Annotated in this window: 16 protein-coding genes; 7 read left to right on the top strand and 9 right to left on the bottom strand. The window is 62.6% G+C overall.

Going from position 1 to position 16,854, the window contains the following annotated elements; translation table 11 throughout:
- On the bottom strand, positions 1 to 429 hold the full coding sequence (locus V3587_RS10400; RefSeq protein WP_095971444.1) for an HIT family protein: 429 nt from the start codon (positions 427 to 429) through the stop codon (positions 1 to 3).
- Between the two features lie 87 nt (positions 430 to 516).
- Between V3587_RS10400 and V3587_RS10395 the strand changes: the two genes are divergently transcribed.
- On the top strand, positions 517 to 1,758 hold the full coding sequence (locus V3587_RS10395) for a glycosyltransferase (protein ID WP_124568799.1): 1,242 nt from the start codon (positions 517 to 519) through the stop codon (positions 1,756 to 1,758).
- A complete protein-coding gene (locus V3587_RS10390; RefSeq protein ID WP_283376607.1) occupies positions 1,755 to 3,908 on the top strand; it encodes a glycosyltransferase family 39 protein in 2,154 nt (717 codons plus the stop codon). The genes V3587_RS10395 and V3587_RS10390 overlap by 4 nt, the downstream gene beginning before the upstream one ends.
- Positions 3,909 to 3,991: 83 nt before the next feature.
- On the opposite strand, the gene V3587_RS10385 is transcribed toward V3587_RS10390, so the two are convergent.
- Positions 3,992 to 5,314 (bottom strand): HNH endonuclease signature motif containing protein, encoded by a 1,323-nt coding sequence (locus tag V3587_RS10385; RefSeq protein ID WP_283376608.1) that lies wholly within the window; start codon positions 5,312 to 5,314, stop codon positions 3,992 to 3,994.
- Between the two features lie 174 nt (positions 5,315 to 5,488).
- Here V3587_RS10385 and V3587_RS10380 point away from each other — a divergent pair, with 174 nt between their 5' ends.
- Positions 5,489 to 5,731 (top strand): hypothetical protein, encoded by a 243-nt coding sequence (locus tag V3587_RS10380; protein ID WP_283376609.1) that lies wholly within the window; start codon positions 5,489 to 5,491, stop codon positions 5,729 to 5,731.
- Here V3587_RS10380 and V3587_RS30690 read toward each other — a convergent pair.
- The 6 genes from V3587_RS30690 to V3587_RS10355 form a co-directional block, all read right to left on the bottom strand.
- A complete protein-coding gene (locus V3587_RS30690) occupies positions 5,709 to 5,942 on the bottom strand; it encodes a transposase (protein ID WP_411742235.1) in 234 nt (77 codons plus the stop codon). The genes V3587_RS10380 and V3587_RS30690 overlap by 23 nt on opposite strands.
- A 75-nt stretch (positions 5,943 to 6,017) precedes the next feature.
- Positions 6,018 to 6,665, bottom strand: a complete 648-nt coding sequence (locus V3587_RS10375; protein WP_283376610.1) for an ABC transporter ATP-binding protein — start codon at positions 6,663 to 6,665, stop codon at positions 6,018 to 6,020.
- A 1-nt stretch (position 6,666) separates the two neighbouring features.
- Positions 6,667 to 7,584: an oligopeptide/dipeptide ABC transporter ATP-binding protein gene (locus V3587_RS10370; RefSeq protein ID WP_283376611.1), complete on the bottom strand. Its 918-nt coding sequence runs from the start codon at positions 7,582 to 7,584 to the stop codon at positions 6,667 to 6,669.
- Positions 7,581 to 8,402: an ABC transporter permease gene (locus tag V3587_RS10365; protein WP_283376612.1), complete on the bottom strand. Its 822-nt coding sequence runs from the start codon at positions 8,400 to 8,402 to the stop codon at positions 7,581 to 7,583. Before V3587_RS10365 ends, V3587_RS10370 begins: the two co-directional genes overlap by 4 nt.
- Positions 8,395 to 9,429 (bottom strand): ABC transporter permease, encoded by a 1,035-nt coding sequence (locus tag V3587_RS10360; RefSeq protein WP_283376613.1) that lies wholly within the window; start codon positions 9,427 to 9,429, stop codon positions 8,395 to 8,397. The genes V3587_RS10365 and V3587_RS10360 overlap by 8 nt, the downstream gene beginning before the upstream one ends.
- Positions 9,426 to 11,048 carry an ABC transporter substrate-binding protein gene (locus V3587_RS10355; RefSeq protein ID WP_283376614.1) on the bottom strand — a complete coding sequence of 541 codons (1,623 nt, stop codon included), beginning with the start codon at positions 11,046 to 11,048 and terminating at the stop codon, positions 9,426 to 9,428. The genes V3587_RS10360 and V3587_RS10355 overlap by 4 nt, the downstream gene beginning before the upstream one ends.
- 171 nt (positions 11,049 to 11,219) lie before the next feature.
- On the opposite strand from V3587_RS10355, the gene purD reads away from it, so the two are divergent.
- The 4 genes from purD (at position 11,220) to V3587_RS10335 (ending at position 16,385) form a co-directional block, all read left to right on the top strand.
- Entirely contained in the window at positions 11,220 to 12,476 is a 1,257-nt protein-coding gene (gene purD / locus V3587_RS10350) for a phosphoribosylamine--glycine ligase (RefSeq protein WP_166811550.1), read from the top strand.
- Between the two features lie 242 nt (positions 12,477 to 12,718).
- Entirely contained in the window at positions 12,719 to 14,287 is a 1,569-nt protein-coding gene (locus tag V3587_RS10345) for a GMC oxidoreductase (RefSeq protein ID WP_200318017.1), read from the top strand.
- Between the two features lie 110 nt (positions 14,288 to 14,397).
- The gene (locus tag V3587_RS10340) at positions 14,398 to 15,231 is read left to right on the top strand and encodes a helix-turn-helix domain-containing protein (protein WP_283376615.1); all 834 of its coding nucleotides are present in this window, start codon (positions 14,398 to 14,400) and stop codon (positions 15,229 to 15,231) included.
- A 191-nt stretch (positions 15,232 to 15,422) separates the two neighbouring features.
- On the top strand, positions 15,423 to 16,385 hold the full coding sequence (locus tag V3587_RS10335) for an ABC transporter substrate-binding protein (protein ID WP_283376616.1): 963 nt from the start codon (positions 15,423 to 15,425) through the stop codon (positions 16,383 to 16,385).
- Between the two features lie 6 nt (positions 16,386 to 16,391).
- On the opposite strand, the gene V3587_RS10330 is transcribed toward V3587_RS10335, so the two are convergent.
- Positions 16,392 to 16,847: a MarR family winged helix-turn-helix transcriptional regulator gene (locus tag V3587_RS10330; protein ID WP_283376617.1), complete on the bottom strand. Its 456-nt coding sequence runs from the start codon at positions 16,845 to 16,847 to the stop codon at positions 16,392 to 16,394.
- Between the last annotated feature and the right edge of the window lie 7 nt (positions 16,848 to 16,854).

Genomic DNA, 16,854 nt, shown 5'->3' with positions numbered 1-16,854 from the left:
TCATCGAGTCGAGACGGTTGCCTCGAAGCCGAGGTCGCGCAGTGCCGACTTGAGTTTGGTCTGTGCCTCGTCGAGAGATTCGGGTGACGGCGAAGTGTCGGCGCCGCTGATGTCGAAGTTGCCCATGTCGTACGCGGGGAAGACGTGAACGTGAAGATGCGGAACTTCCAGACCTGCGATGAGGAGACCGGCCCGAGGTGCGTCGAACGCCTTCCTCACGGCCTGACCCAGGTTGCGTGCAACCGCGGTGACCTTGGCAAAGAGGTCAGGATCTACGTCCTGCCACTGATCGACCTCGGCGCGCGGTACGACAAGCACGTGACCTTGCGTGACCGGTGCGATGGTCAAGAACGCGACAACGTCGTCGTCCTCCCATACGAAACGTCCTGGTAGATCTCCGTTGATGATGGCGCTGAAGACTGAAGGCATACCCCGAGATTAGCCCGCGTCCGGTTGCCAGGAAACTCCCAGGCTGGACGCAGGTTCGTCGGAGCCGGCCCGACAAATCTAGGACGCATGACGACAGAAGCCATGCAGACCGCGGGCAGCACGGACGCAGGGGAGCTTTCCGCGACGACTGTAGTGCTGGACGTGGTCGTCCCGGTATACAACGAAGAGGCAGGCCTCGAGACGTGCGTGCGGCGCCTGCGCCGGCATTTACGCACACAGGTGCCATTTTCTGCACGAATTACCATCGCGGACAACGCCAGTGTCGACGGCACGTTGGCGCTCGCACGTTCCCTCGCCGAAGAATTCGACGACGTCCGGGTCGTCCACCTGGACGCGAAGGGTCGCGGCCGAGCATTGCGGCAGGTGTGGAGCGACTCCGACGCGGATGTGGTCGCATACATGGACGTCGACCTCTCCACCGACCTCAACGCCCTGATGCCGTTGATTGCTCCGTTGCTCTCCGGGCACTCGGACATCGCCATCGGTTCCCGGCTGGCACGATCGTCGCGCGTGGTGCGCGGCCCCAAGCGTGAGTTCATCTCGCGTAGCTACAACCTCATTCTCCGAAGTGCACTGCACGCTCGCTTCTCCGACGCCCAGTGCGGATTCAAAGCCATGCGCGTCGATGTTGCGCGGCAACTACTTCCGCTGGTGGAGGACACCGGGTGGTTCTTCGACACCGAACTGCTCGTGTTGGCCGAGCGAGCGGGCATGCGGATTCACGAGGTGCCCGTCGACTGGGTGGACGACCCGGACAGTCGGGTAGACATCGTCGCCACGGCAGTCGCCGACCTGAAAGGTGTGGTCCGAGTCGGGCGAGCACTGTCGACCGGCTCGCTCCCACTGGCCGAGCTCAGGGCGAGTTTCGGACGTGAACCACTGGTTCCCGGAGTTCCTCGCGGAATGGTCGGGCAGCTCTCACGCTTTGCCGTGGTGGGCGTCATTTCGACGCTCGCGTATGCGCTGCTTTACCTCGCACTGCACTCGGTGATGGGTGCGCAGTGGGCCAACGCCGTCGCATTGCTGGTGACGGCAGTGTTCAATACCGCCGCCAATCGAGCCTTCACCTTCGGGATTCGCGGGTCGGAGGGATCCGCCCGTCACCAGATGCAGGGCCTGCTCGTGTTCGGGTTCGGTCTACTGCTCACCAGCGGATCGTTGTTCGTCCTCGACGTTGTGGCGCCTGACGCGTCGAAGCACGTCGAACTTGCAGTACTCGTCATTGCCAATCTTGTTGCCACAGTGAGTCGATTCATCGCACTGCGCTGGGTGTTTCGCACCGCACAACCCGTAGGAGCTAATCGATGACCGCCACTGCAGAGAGATTGGCCGCACCCGTCCCGGCGCCGGAACCGCCACGTCAGGCGCGCTGGGAACCGTGGGCGCTCGGAGTGCTGTTGGTGGGCACCGGAGTCGCCTACATCTGGGGTCTCGGCGCATCCGGTTGGGCCAACTCGTTCTATGCCGCTGCGGTACAGGCAGGTTCGGTGTCCTGGAAGGCCTTCTTCTTCGGATCCTCGGACGCCGCCAACTCGATCACCGTCGACAAACCCCCGATGTCCCTGTGGTTGATGTCGCTGTCGGTTCGCATCTTCGGACTCAATTCCTGGGCGATGTTGGTGCCGCAGGCGCTGCTCGGTGTCGGGTCGGTAGCGTTGTTGTGGGGAACGGTGCGACGGTACTTCGGTGCGGCCGCCGGCCTCCTCGCCGGTTTGGTTCTTGCTCTCACTCCCGTCGCGGCGCTGATGTTCCGGTTCAACAACCCGGATGCCCTGCTGGTGCTCCTGATGATCGCGGCGGTGTGGGCGATGATGCGCGCGGTTCAGGATGGTCGCACCCGCTGGCTCGTGTTGGTCGGTGTCTTTTGTGGATTCGGTTTCCTGACAAAGCAATTACAGGTCATGTTGGTGGTACCGCCACTGGCGCTCACCTACCTGATCGCCGGTCCGCCGAAACTGGGTAAGCGGGTACTTCAACTGTTCGCTGCACTGGGCGGGCTGATCGTCTCCGCCGGATGGTGGTTGGCAATCGTCGAACTGTGGCCGGCCGACTCACGTCCGTGGATCGGTGGTTCGCAGAACAACTCGATTCTCGAACTGACGCTCGGCTACAACGGACTCGGACGCCTGAGCGGCAACGAGACCGGAAGCGTCGGCGGCGGCGGAATGCGCGGTGCTGGTGACGCTGCGACCGGTGCTGTCGGTGGTTTCCCCGGAATGGGCGAGGCCGCAGGTGGTATGGCAGCGGGAGGTATGGCACCAGGGGGCGGGGCAGGCGGTGGTATGTGGGGGAGTACCGGCATCACCCGATTGTTCGAATCTGCCCAGGGCGGCCAGATTGCCTGGCTGATTCCTGCCGCACTGATTCTTCTGGTGGCTGGAATCGTGCTGCGGGGCAAGGCGCCGCGCGTCGACACACAGCGCGCTTCATTCATCGTCTGGGGACTGTGGCTGTTGGTGACCGGACTGACCTTCAGTTTCATGGCGGGAATCTTCCACGCGTACTACACGGTTGCGTTGGCGCCGGCGATCGCCGCACTGATCGGTTCAGGATCCGTATTCGCTTGGCGTCATCGTGACGTTCTCTGGGTTCGCCTCGTTCTGGCAGTGTCGTTGGCCGCAACCATTGCGATGGCGTGGGTTCTGCTCGGACGCTCGCCTTCGTTCGTACCGTGGCTTCGCTGGGCGATTCTGGTCGTCGGCATCGTCGCTGCTGTAGCAGTGCTGATCCCGGCAGTGACGCGAGGTCGATTGGCTGTGGCAGTGATTCTCACGGCGATCTTCACCGGTCTGGCGGGTCCGACTGCGTACGCGATCGACACGATCAACACCCCGCACACAGGTTCCATAGTTTCGGCCGGACCGAGCGTCGAAGGTGGAATGGGCGGGCCCGGCGGTGGTCGTGGAGGATTCGGCGGATTCGGTGGCATGGCTGATGGCGGCAACCGCCGGACGGACGGTACCGGGGCAGGGACAGGGACACTGGGGGTGCCGCCTGCGGGAATGGGTCAGATACCAGGGGGTGCAACGGTTCCGGGCGGCACCACATCGACCACTGACGGAACACGCGGCGCAATGGGCGGCGGGGCGGCCGGTGGTTTGCTTCAGGGCAGCACACCGGGAGCTGCGGTCGTGTCCACACTCGAAGAGAACTCCGACCAGTTCACGTGGGTCGCCGCGGCAATAGGATCCAACAGCGCCTCGGGCTATCAGCTTGCGACGCAGTCACCGGTCATGGCTATCGGAGGCTTCAACGGGAGCGATCCGTCCCCGACGCTCGCGCAGTTCCAGCAGTACGTGGCAGAGGGCAAGATTCACTTCTTCATCGCCGGCGGGGGGATGGGTGGCGGTATGAACGCCGAAGGCACCGCTACCGCCATCTCGACGTGGGTGACCGAAAACTTCACCGCCACAACGGTGGACGGAGTGACCCTCTACGACTTGACGGTTGCAGGCTGACCAACATGAACGCACGCCAGGTCCGCATCGGAGGTGCTCCCTCCGATGCGGACCTGGCGTGAAGTTGTATGCCCGAGTTATTCTCAGGTTTTGAAGGTGGTGTTCGCCGGCCGCGGGTGCCGCTGCGGGTCGATCGAGGGTGGTGGGATGAACCAGGGTTTGTTGTCGACCCCGATCCGGATCTCCCACTTGCCGACGAACCCGGATTTGCGGTGCATCAGCCGGTGATGTGAACGGCACAGCAGGACCAGGTTGTTCATCACGGTCGGGCCGCCATTGGCCCAGTGCCGAATATGGTGCGCATCGGTCCAGGCGGGCACACACGTGCAGCCGGGGAACGCGCAGCCTTTGTCGCGGGCGATCAGGGCGACGCGTTGTTCGGCGGTGACCAATCGTTTCCCTGGTTTCGCATCGAGCGGTGCGCCGTGATCATCGAGTAGGACAGTGGACAGGAAGCAGTCGCACCCGAGAAGCCTGGTTTGCGAGATCGAGAGTGGTCCGAGCCAGGGCATGTGCCCGACATCGAGATCCGACAGATCTAGATCAAGTGAGTCTTCCTCGTCGGCATCAGTGGCAGCGGAAGATGCTGCGCAGTCGCGGTGCTCGGCGAGATCCCGGGCGTCGATGTGCACGTTCACGTGCGGCCGCTGACCACCATCCATGCCGGTCTTGGCGCAGTCCAGGTAGCGGCGGATCAGTTCGGTGAACCCGTCCGCGGTCCGCTTCGCCGCCGACCTTGCGTCCGGGGTTCCATCGGGTGCCGGGGTGGGCATTGTCAGGTTCGACAGGGCCGACAGCAGCATTTCGCCGGTGAGGGCGTCGAAATCGCCACGCACTACCACTCGACCATTCAAGGTCGAGGCGATGCGGAGTTCGTTGCGGTCGACGTCTTCGGCTGGTGGAATCTCATCGGATTCGAAGATTCGCTCCAACGTCGCGATCACGTTCCGCACCTTCGTCGTCGTGGCCTCCACACCGGAGGCGGCAGCCAACAACAAGTCGATGCACTTCGGTAGCGCTTCCTCCGGCATCCCCTTCGGCGGTGACTCGCAGAACGCCACGATCAACACGGCGTGCTCGAACGAACAATCCCCGCAATCGAACCGAGCCGCCACTGCCGGAAACGGCCGCAGCGCAGCACCGAGGGCGGCGATCTTCTTCCCGTCCCGCACCTGCAGCATCGTGTTCGCCGCCAACCACGCACCGACCCCGCGGCTGGCGATCACCTGATCATCCGGGCGCAACGACAACTCGTCGACCACCGCCACCCGAACAGCTTCCAGACGCAGAATCTCCGCACTCGCCTCGATAGCAGCAGCACGCAATTCCGCAGCCGTCAACTGCCACAGGCGTTTGCGCAACCCCACCGCAGAACCCGAAACCACGTCCGACAGATAGACACTCATTGAATCCCCCGATCCCCTACATGAAGAATACTCGAACATTCGTTCGAGTCAAGGGTCAATTTCGTTCGGGCTGGGGTCTGTTGCTCGAGGTGGCAGATGAGAGACTGAACCGTGCCTGATCGACCTGAGGTTGTCTGTATTTGCGGCTCTGCGCGGTTCGCTGAAGAGATGCGGGTGGCGAACCGCGACCTGACGTTCGCGGGCGTGATCGTCGTCGCGCCGGGTGAAGCAGACGAGGCGATCTCTGTTGAGCAGAAGGCCCTGCTTGACGCGCTCCACCTGCGCAAAATCGACCTGGCTGATCGGGTGCTGGTCGTCAACCCACGCGGATACATCGGCGAGTCCACACGCCGCGAGATCGCGTATGCGCGCGCCACCGGCAAACCGGTGTCGTTCACGGCGCCGTGTGATCAGTAAGCGCCTCTTTGGTGCAGGCGGCAATGACGATCTCAGTCCGAGTTGAAATTCTTGTAGAGCGTGGTCCAGTTCCGAACCGCTCCGGCACGTCGCGCCACGGGCCTCCCGTCCGCAACAGCCACGCAGTCGCCTCGACCACCGTGCGCCGATCTCCCGGCGGTTCACCGGTCGCCTTCGCCTTCGTGAACAACGGACCGATCGCAACCCACACCTCATCCGAAATCGCATAACGCGACGTGCATTGACACTCGCCCGCGAACTACCCGATCAGGATTGGCAACACACTCTAAGCGCTAATACTGTCGAGGTCGTGGACCAGGTCGCAGCAGGCGTCGAGTAATTCTCGATCATGGCTGATAAGTAGTACGCCGACGCCGATTTCGGTGGCGCGACTCTCGATCAGCCGAACGAGCGCGGCCGTCGTGGCAGCGTCGAGCATCGCCGTCGCCTCGTCGCAGATGAGGTATTTCGGTTGTTGCGCCAGCGATCTCGCCAGGCAGGCTCGCTGCAGTTGGCCGTCGCTGACCTGGTGCGGTCTGCGCGACAAGAGATCGGGAGTGAGGCCCACTTCTGCTGCCAGTTCGGCCACATCGATTGTCCTACCGGCAATATCACCGGGTTGGCCGATGATCGAGGCGAGCGTCTGCCGAGGGTCGGTTGATGCGCGAGGTGACTGAAACAGCATGGACACCGTGCCGCGCAGTGCTGTGGGTACCGAGAATTTGGTACCCACAACGGGCGATCCGTCGATCCGCACTTCGCCTGACCACGGCGCGTCCAGTGAGGCGAGAATCCTTGCAAGTGTTGATTTTCCGGTGCCCGAAGGACCGGTCAGGCCGATCAGTTTCCCAGGCGGAATCTCGAGCGAGACGTTCTCGAGAACTGGCCGGTTGCGATGGTAACCGCTGGTGATTCCCAGAGCTTGCAGACTCATGTCAGCCCACTCTCCGCAATGTTCGGTATGTGCGTTCGCCGAGGGTTACCAACTCGGTCGGGCCGCCGGACTGTTTCGACTCCGGGCGTCGTAGGTGATAGACGCAGTCGTCGGGGAGGTCGGTGAGTTGCGGCGGCGAGCCCGGTATCGGATGCAAGCCGCGGGAAGGTAAGGCGCCGAGAAGGTCTCGGGTGTAGTCGTGGAGTGGATCCTGAAACACCAGGGCAGCCGGTCCGGTTTCCATGATGCGTGATGCGTACATGACGGCAAGTCGATCCGCGACTCCGCTGCGGGTAAGTGATGCAAGGTCATGGGTGATGAGCAGGACCGCCGCCCCGGCGTCCGCGCATTCTCGAAGTAGTCGCATGACGTGGTCGGTGAGTTCCCGGTCGAGGTTGGCGGTGGGTTCGTCTGCCAAGATTACCGACGGATTCCCGGCCAGCGCACCGGCAATGGCAACGCGTTGTGCCATGCCGCCCGACAGTTCGTGCGGGTAGCAGTTCAGGGCCGAGGGGTCGAGTCCGACGCGAAGTGCCAAGGCGTCGCAAGTGTGATCGCCGCCGAGTGCGTCGATCGTCTCCTGTAGCTGCGATCTCGCAGTCCGGACGGGGGTGAGATGTGTTGCGGCGGATTGTGGAACGAGAGCCACGTACCGTCCGCGGAAGGGGGTGCCGGAGAAGACGTCGATCTCGACGTCCGGGGTACCGACGGTGACCGTTCCGGTTCGAGAAGCGTTCGGCGGCAACATGTTCATGACTGCGGTGGCGATGATCGACTTGCCGCACCCGGATTCGCCGACCAGCGCGGTCACCGTGCCGGCTGGAACGTCGAGGTCGATGTCGCTCGCAGCGTGGACTACGGATCCGCCGGGCAGCGGGATCCTGACGGTGAGGGATTCGATGCGTAGGCCGGGGTTCACAGTCGTAGCTCCGAAGGTCGAGGGGGCGTGAGCATCGACCGCAGGGCCGAACCGGCGACTGCAACTGCGACGGTGGCGATCACGAGGACTGCGGCGGGGAATACCAGCGTCCACCAACCGCCGAGGAGCAGAGAACTGCGTGCCTCTTCGAGAAGCGTTCCGAGACTGGGCTTGTGCGGGGGTAGGCCGAATCCCAGGAAGGACAACGTCGATTCGTGCCAGACGGCGTGGGGCAGCAGGAGAACGACTGCGATCAAAGCCTGCGGCGCCGTCGCCGGCACGAGGTGGCGCATGATCACGTGACGTCGACTTGCTCCCGCGAGAATGGCGGCGTCGATGTAGGGACGCTCGCGCAGACTCAAGATCTCGGAGCGGATGATCCTGGCCACTTGGGTCCAGTGGGTCAGTGCGATCGAAAGCACGATGGCGGCAATGCTTCCACGGAACATCGCGACGATGACGATGCCGAGCAGTAGGTGGGGGAGAGCGTTGACGGCGTCGGTGCCGCGCATGACGAACCTGTCGACCCAGCCTCCGACCAGTCCGGCCGTGGTACCGACGGCGACGCCGATCACCGTGGCGAGCAGCGCGCATGCGAGCGCGATGAGAAGTGAGGTTCGAATCCCTGCAGCTATGCGCACGAAAAGGTCTCGTCCTGCCGAGTCCGTTCCGAACGGGTGATCGAAGGACGGGGCCAGGCGAGCCGCCGAGAAGTCTGTGACTCGGTCGTCGACGTCGGCTAACCATGGGACCAGCGCCGCGTACAGCGCAACGAAGATCAGCACGCCGAGGGCGATCTTGAAGCGTCGCTCAGCCATCGGTACTCACTCTCGGGTCGAGTACTGCAACCAGGACGTCGGCAAGTAATGAGCCGAGCATGACCGTCAATGTCGTACCGACGGTGAGGAACGCGAGAAGGGCCATGTCGAGGTCACGCGCAGACGACACGATGGCCCCGGCAATCCCTGGCCAACTGAAGACTTCTTCCACCAGAATTGCTCCGACTATCAGTTCGGGCAACCGCACGCCGACGATGTTGACGAACGGTGCCAGCGATGTGGGCAGTATGTGGCGTTTCGTGATGGTCGGCGTCGGGATTCCGCGCGCTACCGCGCCCGCGACAAACCCCTCGCTTTTCGAACCCACGACGGATTCTCGGACCGCGAGTAGGAGCCACGGCATCTGCGAGATGGCGAGGACCGTCACCGGCAGCACCAAGTGCCGGATCACCTGTCCCGGTGTGGGATCGGTGCCCCCGTCGGTCAGTCCGGCGACGGGGAGCCAGCCGAGACTCAACGCGAAGAGGGCGATTGCCCCCAGAGACAAGACGAACGGCGGAAGTCCTTGGATTACGACGCTCAGCCCTGACACGGTCTTGTCCAGGATTCCTCCACTGCGGATTCCGGCGAGAACACCCAGGGCAAGCGAGGCGAGAATCGCAATGAGAAGTGAGATGCCTACCAGCAGCAGGGTCCATGGCAGACGTTCGGAGATGACTTGGGAAACAGGTTGATTGAACGATCTGGAATTCCCGAGATCGCCGGTGAATACTCCCTGGAGCCAATTCCAATACGTGCTGTACCAGGGGTTGTCGAAACCCATCTGGTCGGCGATCAGCGCTTTGTCCGCGTCGCTGGTCGTCATGTATCGCGTGCCGAGATAGCCGACCAACGGATCGAACGGTGAAATCGCAGCGGCAGCAAAGAGTCCCGCGGACACCACGACGATCACCGGCACGATGAACAACACCCGCCGACCGACCATCGTGAGGATGGCCTTTCGGCGGGAGTTGTCACGGTGGCCCTGCGTCGGCCGCGTGTCTGCCCGAACGTCGACCGCTGTCATTGCCCTCTGGCCCACGTCTGCAGTGACCACCACGGACCCCAGGTCACACCGTGTGAGTGTGGTTCGAGTACCGGCCCGGACATCTGCCAGTCGGAATCCTTCGAAACGTACGTATGGTCGAGAAACACGAGGATGACAAATCCGGGATCCTCGACGTACGCCTGCTGAACGTCGCGATACGCGGCGTCACGCGTTGCCTGGTCGAGGCTGCGGCGTCCTACTTCCAAGCCTGCGTCGACTGCTGGATTGGAGTAGTCGCTGGCGTTGTCGTAGATGCTGCCGACCCCGGGGGCGATGTACTTCGAGTTCAGCGCGTCGTACGCCTGCGTGTCGGGGTCGAAAGGTTCGTCTCCGCCACCGAGAAGTGTCGAATCCTGGTTGATTCGAGGGTCTATGCGGTCCCAGGAGAGCGCCTCGAGATCCACCTCGATGCCGACCGCAAGGGCGTCGGAGGCAAATGCCTGAGCAAGATCACGTCGAACGGTGTCGACGGAGTTGTACATGATCGTGAACTGCGCCCGCTGACCGTTTTTCGAACGGATTCCGTCGGCGCCTTCGATCCAGCCCGCTTCGGTCAGAATTCGCTCGGCCTCGGTCGGGTCGTAGGCGAAGGTTGCGTTCGGGTTGTACGAGTCGCCGTACACCTCGGGGATCGGAGTGGCGGCAACGCGGCCGTGTCCGCCCAGGACGTTGTCGATCATCGACTGGCGGTTGGCGGCGAGATTGAGTGCCATCCGCACGGCTTTGTCGCCTGCCACTGGATTGTTCGTCGGGAGTGAGAGGCCGCGCCAGTCTGCTGACTGGTGGGCCGTCACGGACATATTGTCTTTGCCAGAAAACGTATTGGCAAGCAGTGGAGGGAGATTGGTGCCGTCGATCTCGCCGGACACCATGCGCTGGGCTCGGGTGTTGTCGTCAGGAACGTAGAGGAGAGTGAGTTTCTTGATCTCCGGTGCACCGTCCCAGTAGTTCTCGTTCGCCTCGAAGACCGCTCGATCCGGTGAGAGGTCGACGAGTGTGTAGGGACCGGTACCGACGGGCGCGGTGTTCAACGGCGACTCGGCGGCAAGCCCGGGTGTCGCGAGGGATTCCGACGGAACCATGCCGATCAGCATTTTCGTCAGCAGTGGCGCATACGAGTAGGCGAGGCGGAACTCGACTGTGCTGTCGTCGACGGCCACGACGTCGCTGATCATGTCGTACGACGACCGCGCTTCGGAGGCGGAAGCGGGATCGAGGATCGCCTTGTACGTGGCAACCACGTCGGCGGCGTCGAAGGTCGATCCGTCGGAGAAGGTGACCCCGTCGCGGAGTTTGACCGTCCAGACTGTTGCGTCGGTGTTGGCGGTGGGCATCTCCGCCGCCAGAGACGGCTCGAATCCGGGCATGCCGGTGCCTCCGGTGAGCCGGACGAGACCGTCGTACATCTTGGCTTCACCGGCGGCGCCGAAGCCCGCTACCGGGTTGTAGCCGCCCAGCTCGTAGCCGTCGGCCAGGACCAGGCCGTTGTCGTTGCCCGAGGAGTCGGTGCCAGTCGGGCTACTGCACGACGTGATCAGAAGTGCGCCGATTGCGGCGGTTGCGGTGAGCGTCAGAACGCCTGGTTTGTGGAGTTTCACGGGTGTCCTTTCCTTGGTGGACAGGTGTCCGAAAACATCTGTTCACCTATTCAGGTATTCATATGATCTCATCTCGAAACGGATATTTCGCACAAAGGTCGAACGCTGGGACCTTGGCCCCGTCAGTGGCACTCCGAGAGCGCTGTTATCGCAGGCCGTAGTCTGTTCCCCGTGCGCGTACTAGTAATCGGCTCCGGAGCCCGTGAACATGCCCTCCTTCTCTCTCTTGCTCGCGATCCAGGTGTCACGGCCCTGATCTGCGCGCCTGGCAATGCCGGGATCGCAAAAATCGCCGAGCAGCACCCCGTCGACGTCGCCTCGGGTGACGCGGTTACCGCGCTGGCCCAGAAGGTCGACGCCGACCTCGTCGTCATCGGGCCCGAGGTTCCGCTGGTCCTCGGTGTCGCCGACGCGGTGCGCGCAGCAGGTATCGCCTGCTTCGGGCCGTCGGCCGACGCCGCCCGCATCGAGGGCTCCAAGGCTTTCGCCAAGGATGTGATGGCTGTTGCCGGCGTCAAGACCGCACACAGCGAGATCGTCGACAATCCGGCCAAGCTCGACGAAGCGCTCGACCGCTTCGGGCCGAACTGGGTGGTCAAGGACGACGGACTTGCCGCAGGCAAGGGCGTTGTCGTCACGACGGATCGTCTCGCCGCACGCGACCATGCCGCGGAACTGCTCGAGACCGGACATCCGGTTCTCCTTGAATCCTTCCTCGACGGCCCGGAAGTTTCGCTCTTCTGCCTCGTCGACGGCGAAACCGTGATCCCGTTGCTTCCGGCTCAGGACCACAAGCGCGTCGGTGACGGAGACTCCGGACCCAACACCGGCGGCATGGGCGCGTACACCCCCTTGCCGTGGCTGCCCGACGAGATGGTCACGCAGATTGTCGACGACGTCGTCAAGCCTGTCGCTGCCGAGTTGGTGGCACGCGGTAGCAGCTTCTCCGGTCTTCTCTATGCGGGTCTGGCGATCGGAGTCGACGGCCCGGCCGTGGTGGAATTCAACTGCCGGTTCGGTGACCCCGAAACGCAGGCCGTGCTCGCTCTCCTCGAAACACCGCTGGGTGGCCTACTCAATGCGGCCTCGACCGGAACACTCGATTCGGTCGGTCCGTTGCAGTGGCGCGACGGTTCCGCTGTCACGGTCGTGATTGCTGCCGAGAACTACCCGGCGACTCCGCGCACCGGCGACGTGATCACCGGAGCCGACGCCGACGGAGTCCTGCACGCCGGTACCAAGAAGCGTGAAGACGGAGCCGTCGTCTCTGCCGGTGGACGTGTGCTGAGTGTTGTCGGAGTGGGTAAGGATCTGACCGAGGCTCGCGACGACGCCTACGCAAAGATCGCCGACGTGAAGCTTCCCGGCGGTCATTTCCGCAAGGACATCGGACTCGGCGCCGTCGAAGGTCGCATCTCTCTTCCCTGACTCGTTCTTTCGGAGGGCCGGTGAACTTTCTGTTCATCGGCCCTTTTCACGGAAAATCAACGGTTCCTTCAAGTTACCCACGAGTATGGACTTCTCGTTCGGTTTCTCCCGGTATATCTCAGCGCGGGGGTCACGGAAAGAGAAGGGCACACTTGAGCATTCGCGCTGGATCCAACGAACGGCACGCACGTACCAATTCCACGCTCTCGCGTAGAAACTTCTTGGCAGCAACAGGATTAGCTGTGGGGGCCGCCGCGCTCTCGTCCTCGTGGACCACGGCGGCCGCGGCGCCCAGGCGAGCATTGAACGACGGAGACCGTGTCCCCGCGCTCGTGATCGGCAGCGGATACGGCGGGGCCGTTGCGGCTCTTCGGTTGACGCAGGCCGGAATCGACACACACATGGTCGAAATGGGGAAGTCGTGGACCACGCCAGGGTCCGACGGCAAGGTCTTCTGCCCGATGCTCTCACCTGACGGCCGTTCCTTCTGGCTCAGAGACCGTACAGTTCAACCGGTTTCACACTTCTCCGGCGGCTCGGTGGACAAGAACATCAGTCGCTACGTCGGTGTTCTCGACGCCGAGGACTTCGGCGGGATCAAGGTCTACCAAGGTCGAGGGGTCGGCGGCGGATCGTTGGTGAACGGCGGCATGGCCGTCACACCCAAGCGCAACTATTTCGAAGAGATCCTGCCCGGAGTCGATTCCAATGAGATGTACTCGACGTACTTCCCGCGGGCCAACGCTGCGCTCGGAGTCAACAACATCGACCCGGCTTGGTTCGAGTCGACCGAGTACTACAAGTTCGCACGGACCGGGCGAAAGACCGCTGAGAGATCCGGTTACACGACAACGTTCGTGCCGAATGTCTACGACTTCAACTACATGAAGCAAGAAGCTGCTGGTCAGGTCACCAAGTCTGCCCTGGTGAGTGAGGTCATCTACGGCAACAACGCGGGAAAGAAGTCGCTGGACAAGACGTACCTCGCTGCGGCATCCGCCACCGGCAAGCTCACGATCTCGGCACTGCACGTCGTGACCTCGGTTGCGCCGGCCGCGACCGGCGGTGGCTATCAAGTGGTGATGAATCAGATCAACGAGCAGGGCAACACCGTCGGCACCAAGACGGTGACAGCCGACAAGGTCTTCTTCGCGGCCGGCAGTATCGGTACCAGCAAGCTCCTGGTCTCGATGAAAGCGCAAGGGCAACTGGCGAATTTGCCGGGTGCTGTGGGGCAGGAGTGGGGTCACAACGGTAACGTGATGGTGGGCCGCGCCAATCACATGTGGGACGCGACCGGCGCGAAGCAGTCGGCGATCCCCGTGATGGGCATCGACAACTGGGCCGACACATCCGCTCCCGTCTTCGCGGAAATCGCGCCCTTCCCGGCGGGTACCGAACTGTGGGTGAGTCTGTACTTGGCGATTGCAAAGAATCCGCAACGCGCTCAATTCCAATTCAACTCGGCAACCGGCAAAGTCGGATTGAATTGGCAACGCTCGCAAAACCAGCCGTCGATCGACATGGCGAAGAAACTCTTCGACAAGATCAACAAGAAGGAAGGCACGATCTACCGGACCGACCTCTTCGGGCCGACGCAGACGTGGGGCGACCAGTTGACGTACCACCCCCTCGGCGGTTGTGTGCTGGGCAAGGCGACCGACGGCTATGGTCGTCTGCCGGAGTACCCGGGTCTGTACGTCATGGACGGATCCCTCGTTCCGGGCAATGTCGGCGTCAATCCGTTTGTCACCATCACCGCGCTTGCCGAACGGAATATCGAGAACATCATCGCGAACGACATGAACTAGCGGGGTAACTCGCTGACAGGTGCGGTGGGATCGGTTTCTGCCGCACCTGTTCGGTATGCCCAGGCGTTAGAGTCACGTGGACAGGCGACGCTCGACCCAGGGATGTAGACGTGAGGCGGACAAAGTCCGAGATCGACGGTGATTGGCTCCGGTGGGGCGTGCCGTCGAACGACGAGTTGGTGGTATCCGAACACGAACTGGACGACGAGCCTGAAGATTTGGTTCTGTGGGGTGGTGCATCGAGTGCTGATCAACCGGTGACGTGGGAAACCCACTCACACCGATCGAACGAGATCTTGTTCCCTCGTTCCGGCATTGTGGTTGTGCGCTCAGGCGCTCAGATGTGGACGTTGCTCCCGGGGCGCGGTCTGTGGATACCGGCACTGCTTCGACACTCGGTTCGCGTTGCCGCGGGTGCGCAATTCTTGACCGTGTATTGTGCTGTCGGACAAGGGCCTTCGCTCGGCGATCATCCGGTTGCGGTACATGGCACGCCACTTCTGTACGAACTGTTTCTGCATCTGAGTGCTCGCGAGATGTCGGACGATGCGAGGGGCCGCGCCGAGCGAGTGTTCTTCGACCTCGTTGTTCCCAGCGACGCGCGCGGGGCGATCAAGATCCCCGATGCGGGCCCGGTCGGCCGGATTGCGCGCGACCTGTTGGCTCGACCGGAGGACCCGCGCAGTTTCGAAGACTGGGCGAACGAGATCGGTGTCAGCACCAGCACTTTGGCTCGTCGATTCAAGGTGGACACCGGCGTCAGTTTCGGCCAGTGGCGAGTGCTGCTTCGGATGAACGTGGCGATGTCCCTGCTCGGCCAAGGTGCGGCGGTCGCCGACGTGGCAGAACGCATCGGATACTCGACGCCCAGCAGTTTCGTCGCCGCCTTCAAACAGTCCACCGGTGTCACGCCGATGGTTTTTCGAAAGAACGCGGATCATTGATCCGATTTCGACATTCTTTGACAAAACTCCGCGATTGCGTCAACTGCTCATCCACTCTACCGTTACCCATGTAGGCGAGGCTTACTTTACTTTCCGGGTTCGGAGTTCTCCCGAAACCCGCTCGACAGCATGGGGCAGAAGTGATCGATTTTGTTGCGCCGCGTTCGAAACGCGGTAGCAGGACCATCTTCATGGCTGTGGCAGTGGCGCTTTCGACGGTGCTGGCTGCGTGTGGCACCTCGACGACCGACACGACGTCCGACGGTGAAGCGTGGACGTACGACAGTGAAGCGTGGACGTACGTCGATGTGCGTGGTGAGCAGATTTCGCTCGACAAGATCCCCGAACGCATCGTGGCGACGGCGGACACCGCGCCGGTGCTGCTCGAATACGGCGTCGTTCCGGTCGGCATCATCGGCTTCTCCAGGCTGGACGAATCAACGTTGAATGCATTCGACTTCAGCGGAATTGCCCATGTCAGCGAGACTGACACGGACATCAGCGCCGAGGTACTTCTGGCCGTGGACCCGGATCTTGTCATCGACATCTGGAGTTCGTACAACGGTGGCAACTTCGGCAGCATCTGGGGTGACGACATCGCTCGCGTCGAAGAGGTTGCTCCCATTGCAGGCGTCAAGATCACCGATGGGGCGCAAGCGGCGCTGGACAGCTTCAGTTCGTTGGTCCAGGGCATCGGCGGCACCGACACCTCGCCGGTCTACGCGGCGAAACGGGAAGAGCTGAGTGCGCTCGGCGCTCGGGTGCGCGAATTGGCTGCAGCGCGGACGAATATCTCTGTTGCATACGTGATTCCGTTGGAATCGAGCCTGGACTACGCCGTGCCGGGATGGACTCCACTCGGAAGTATTCTCGAAACGATGGGCGTCGAATTCGCCAAGCTCGACAGCGAGGACGGTTTCTGGGCATCGGCGAGTTGGGAAGAGCCAGGCATCTTTCCGGCCGATCTCGTTCTGATTCCGCCGACGTGGTCGGATGCGTCAGAACTCGATTCGCCGACGTTCACGAGGCTTCCGGCCGTGGTTTCGGGCCAGATCGCGTCGGTGGAACTGCGTACGGGGTACAGCCTGACGGGCATCACGGAGCAGATGAAGCGTTTTGCCGACGTCTACGAGAAGAGCGGGAACGTCACCTGAGGCGCATTACCGCGGCGCATGAACTCTCAATGATCGATTGACTCGGTCGAGGATGCCGATAGCAGCGGTCAGTGTGTCGAGGTCACCCTCGTCGAGACCTGCCAGTTCTTGGGCCAGGACGCCGATGCGAAGTTCGGACCGACGGTCCCGACGCGCGCTTCGCTCGTCCTTCACGAAAAGTGTGCTCACTCGGCCGTCCGTGGTGTCGGGTCGCCGCTCTATCAGGTCCTTGTCGGAGAGGGTGCGCACCAGTGTGCTGATGGTGTTCGGGCGCCGGGAGAGTCGATCGGCCACAGCCCCGATCCGAGTGCCCGGATGACGTGCTACATCGTGAAGTACTTCGGATTGTGCCTCCGGCAAAGTCGCGTCGGTGCCCGACGCATCCATGTATTCGCGCAGCGCTCGACGTAATTCGAATGCTGCAGCGATGAGTGATCTCGACGTTTCTTCTGCAGTGGGCACGCGATCA

Source organism: Rhodococcus sp. IEGM 1306 (genome assembly GCF_036541985.1).
Classification (GTDB): Bacteria; Actinomycetota; Actinomycetes; order Mycobacteriales; family Mycobacteriaceae; genus Rhodococcus_F; species Rhodococcus_F qingshengii.
This window is presented reverse-complemented; position numbering and strand designations above follow the sequence as displayed.

What these genes read in the sequence shown, in the direction of transcription:
- V3587_RS10400 (WP_095971444.1), bottom strand. Translation starts at nt 429, where the DNA reads ATGCCTTCAGTCTTCAGCGCCATCATCAACGGAGATCTACCAGGACGT.
- V3587_RS10395 (WP_124568799.1), top strand. Translation starts at nt 517, where the DNA reads ATGACGACAGAAGCCATGCAGACCGCGGGCAGCACGGACGCAGGGGAG.
- V3587_RS10390 (WP_283376607.1), top strand. Translation starts at nt 1,755, where the DNA reads ATGACCGCCACTGCAGAGAGATTGGCCGCACCCGTCCCGGCGCCGGAA.
- V3587_RS10385 (WP_283376608.1), bottom strand. Translation starts at nt 5,314, where the DNA reads ATGAGTGTCTATCTGTCGGACGTGGTTTCGGGTTCTGCGGTGGGGTTG.
- V3587_RS10375 (WP_283376610.1), bottom strand. Translation starts at nt 6,665, where the DNA reads ATGAGTCTGCAAGCTCTGGGAATCACCAGCGGTTACCATCGCAACCGG.
- V3587_RS10365 (WP_283376612.1), bottom strand. Translation starts at nt 8,402, where the DNA reads ATGGCTGAGCGACGCTTCAAGATCGCCCTCGGCGTGCTGATCTTCGTT.
- V3587_RS10360 (WP_283376613.1), bottom strand. Translation starts at nt 9,429, where the DNA reads ATGACAGCGGTCGACGTTCGGGCAGACACGCGGCCGACGCAGGGCCAC.
- V3587_RS10335 (WP_283376616.1), top strand. Translation starts at nt 15,423, where the DNA reads ATGGCTGTGGCAGTGGCGCTTTCGACGGTGCTGGCTGCGTGTGGCACC.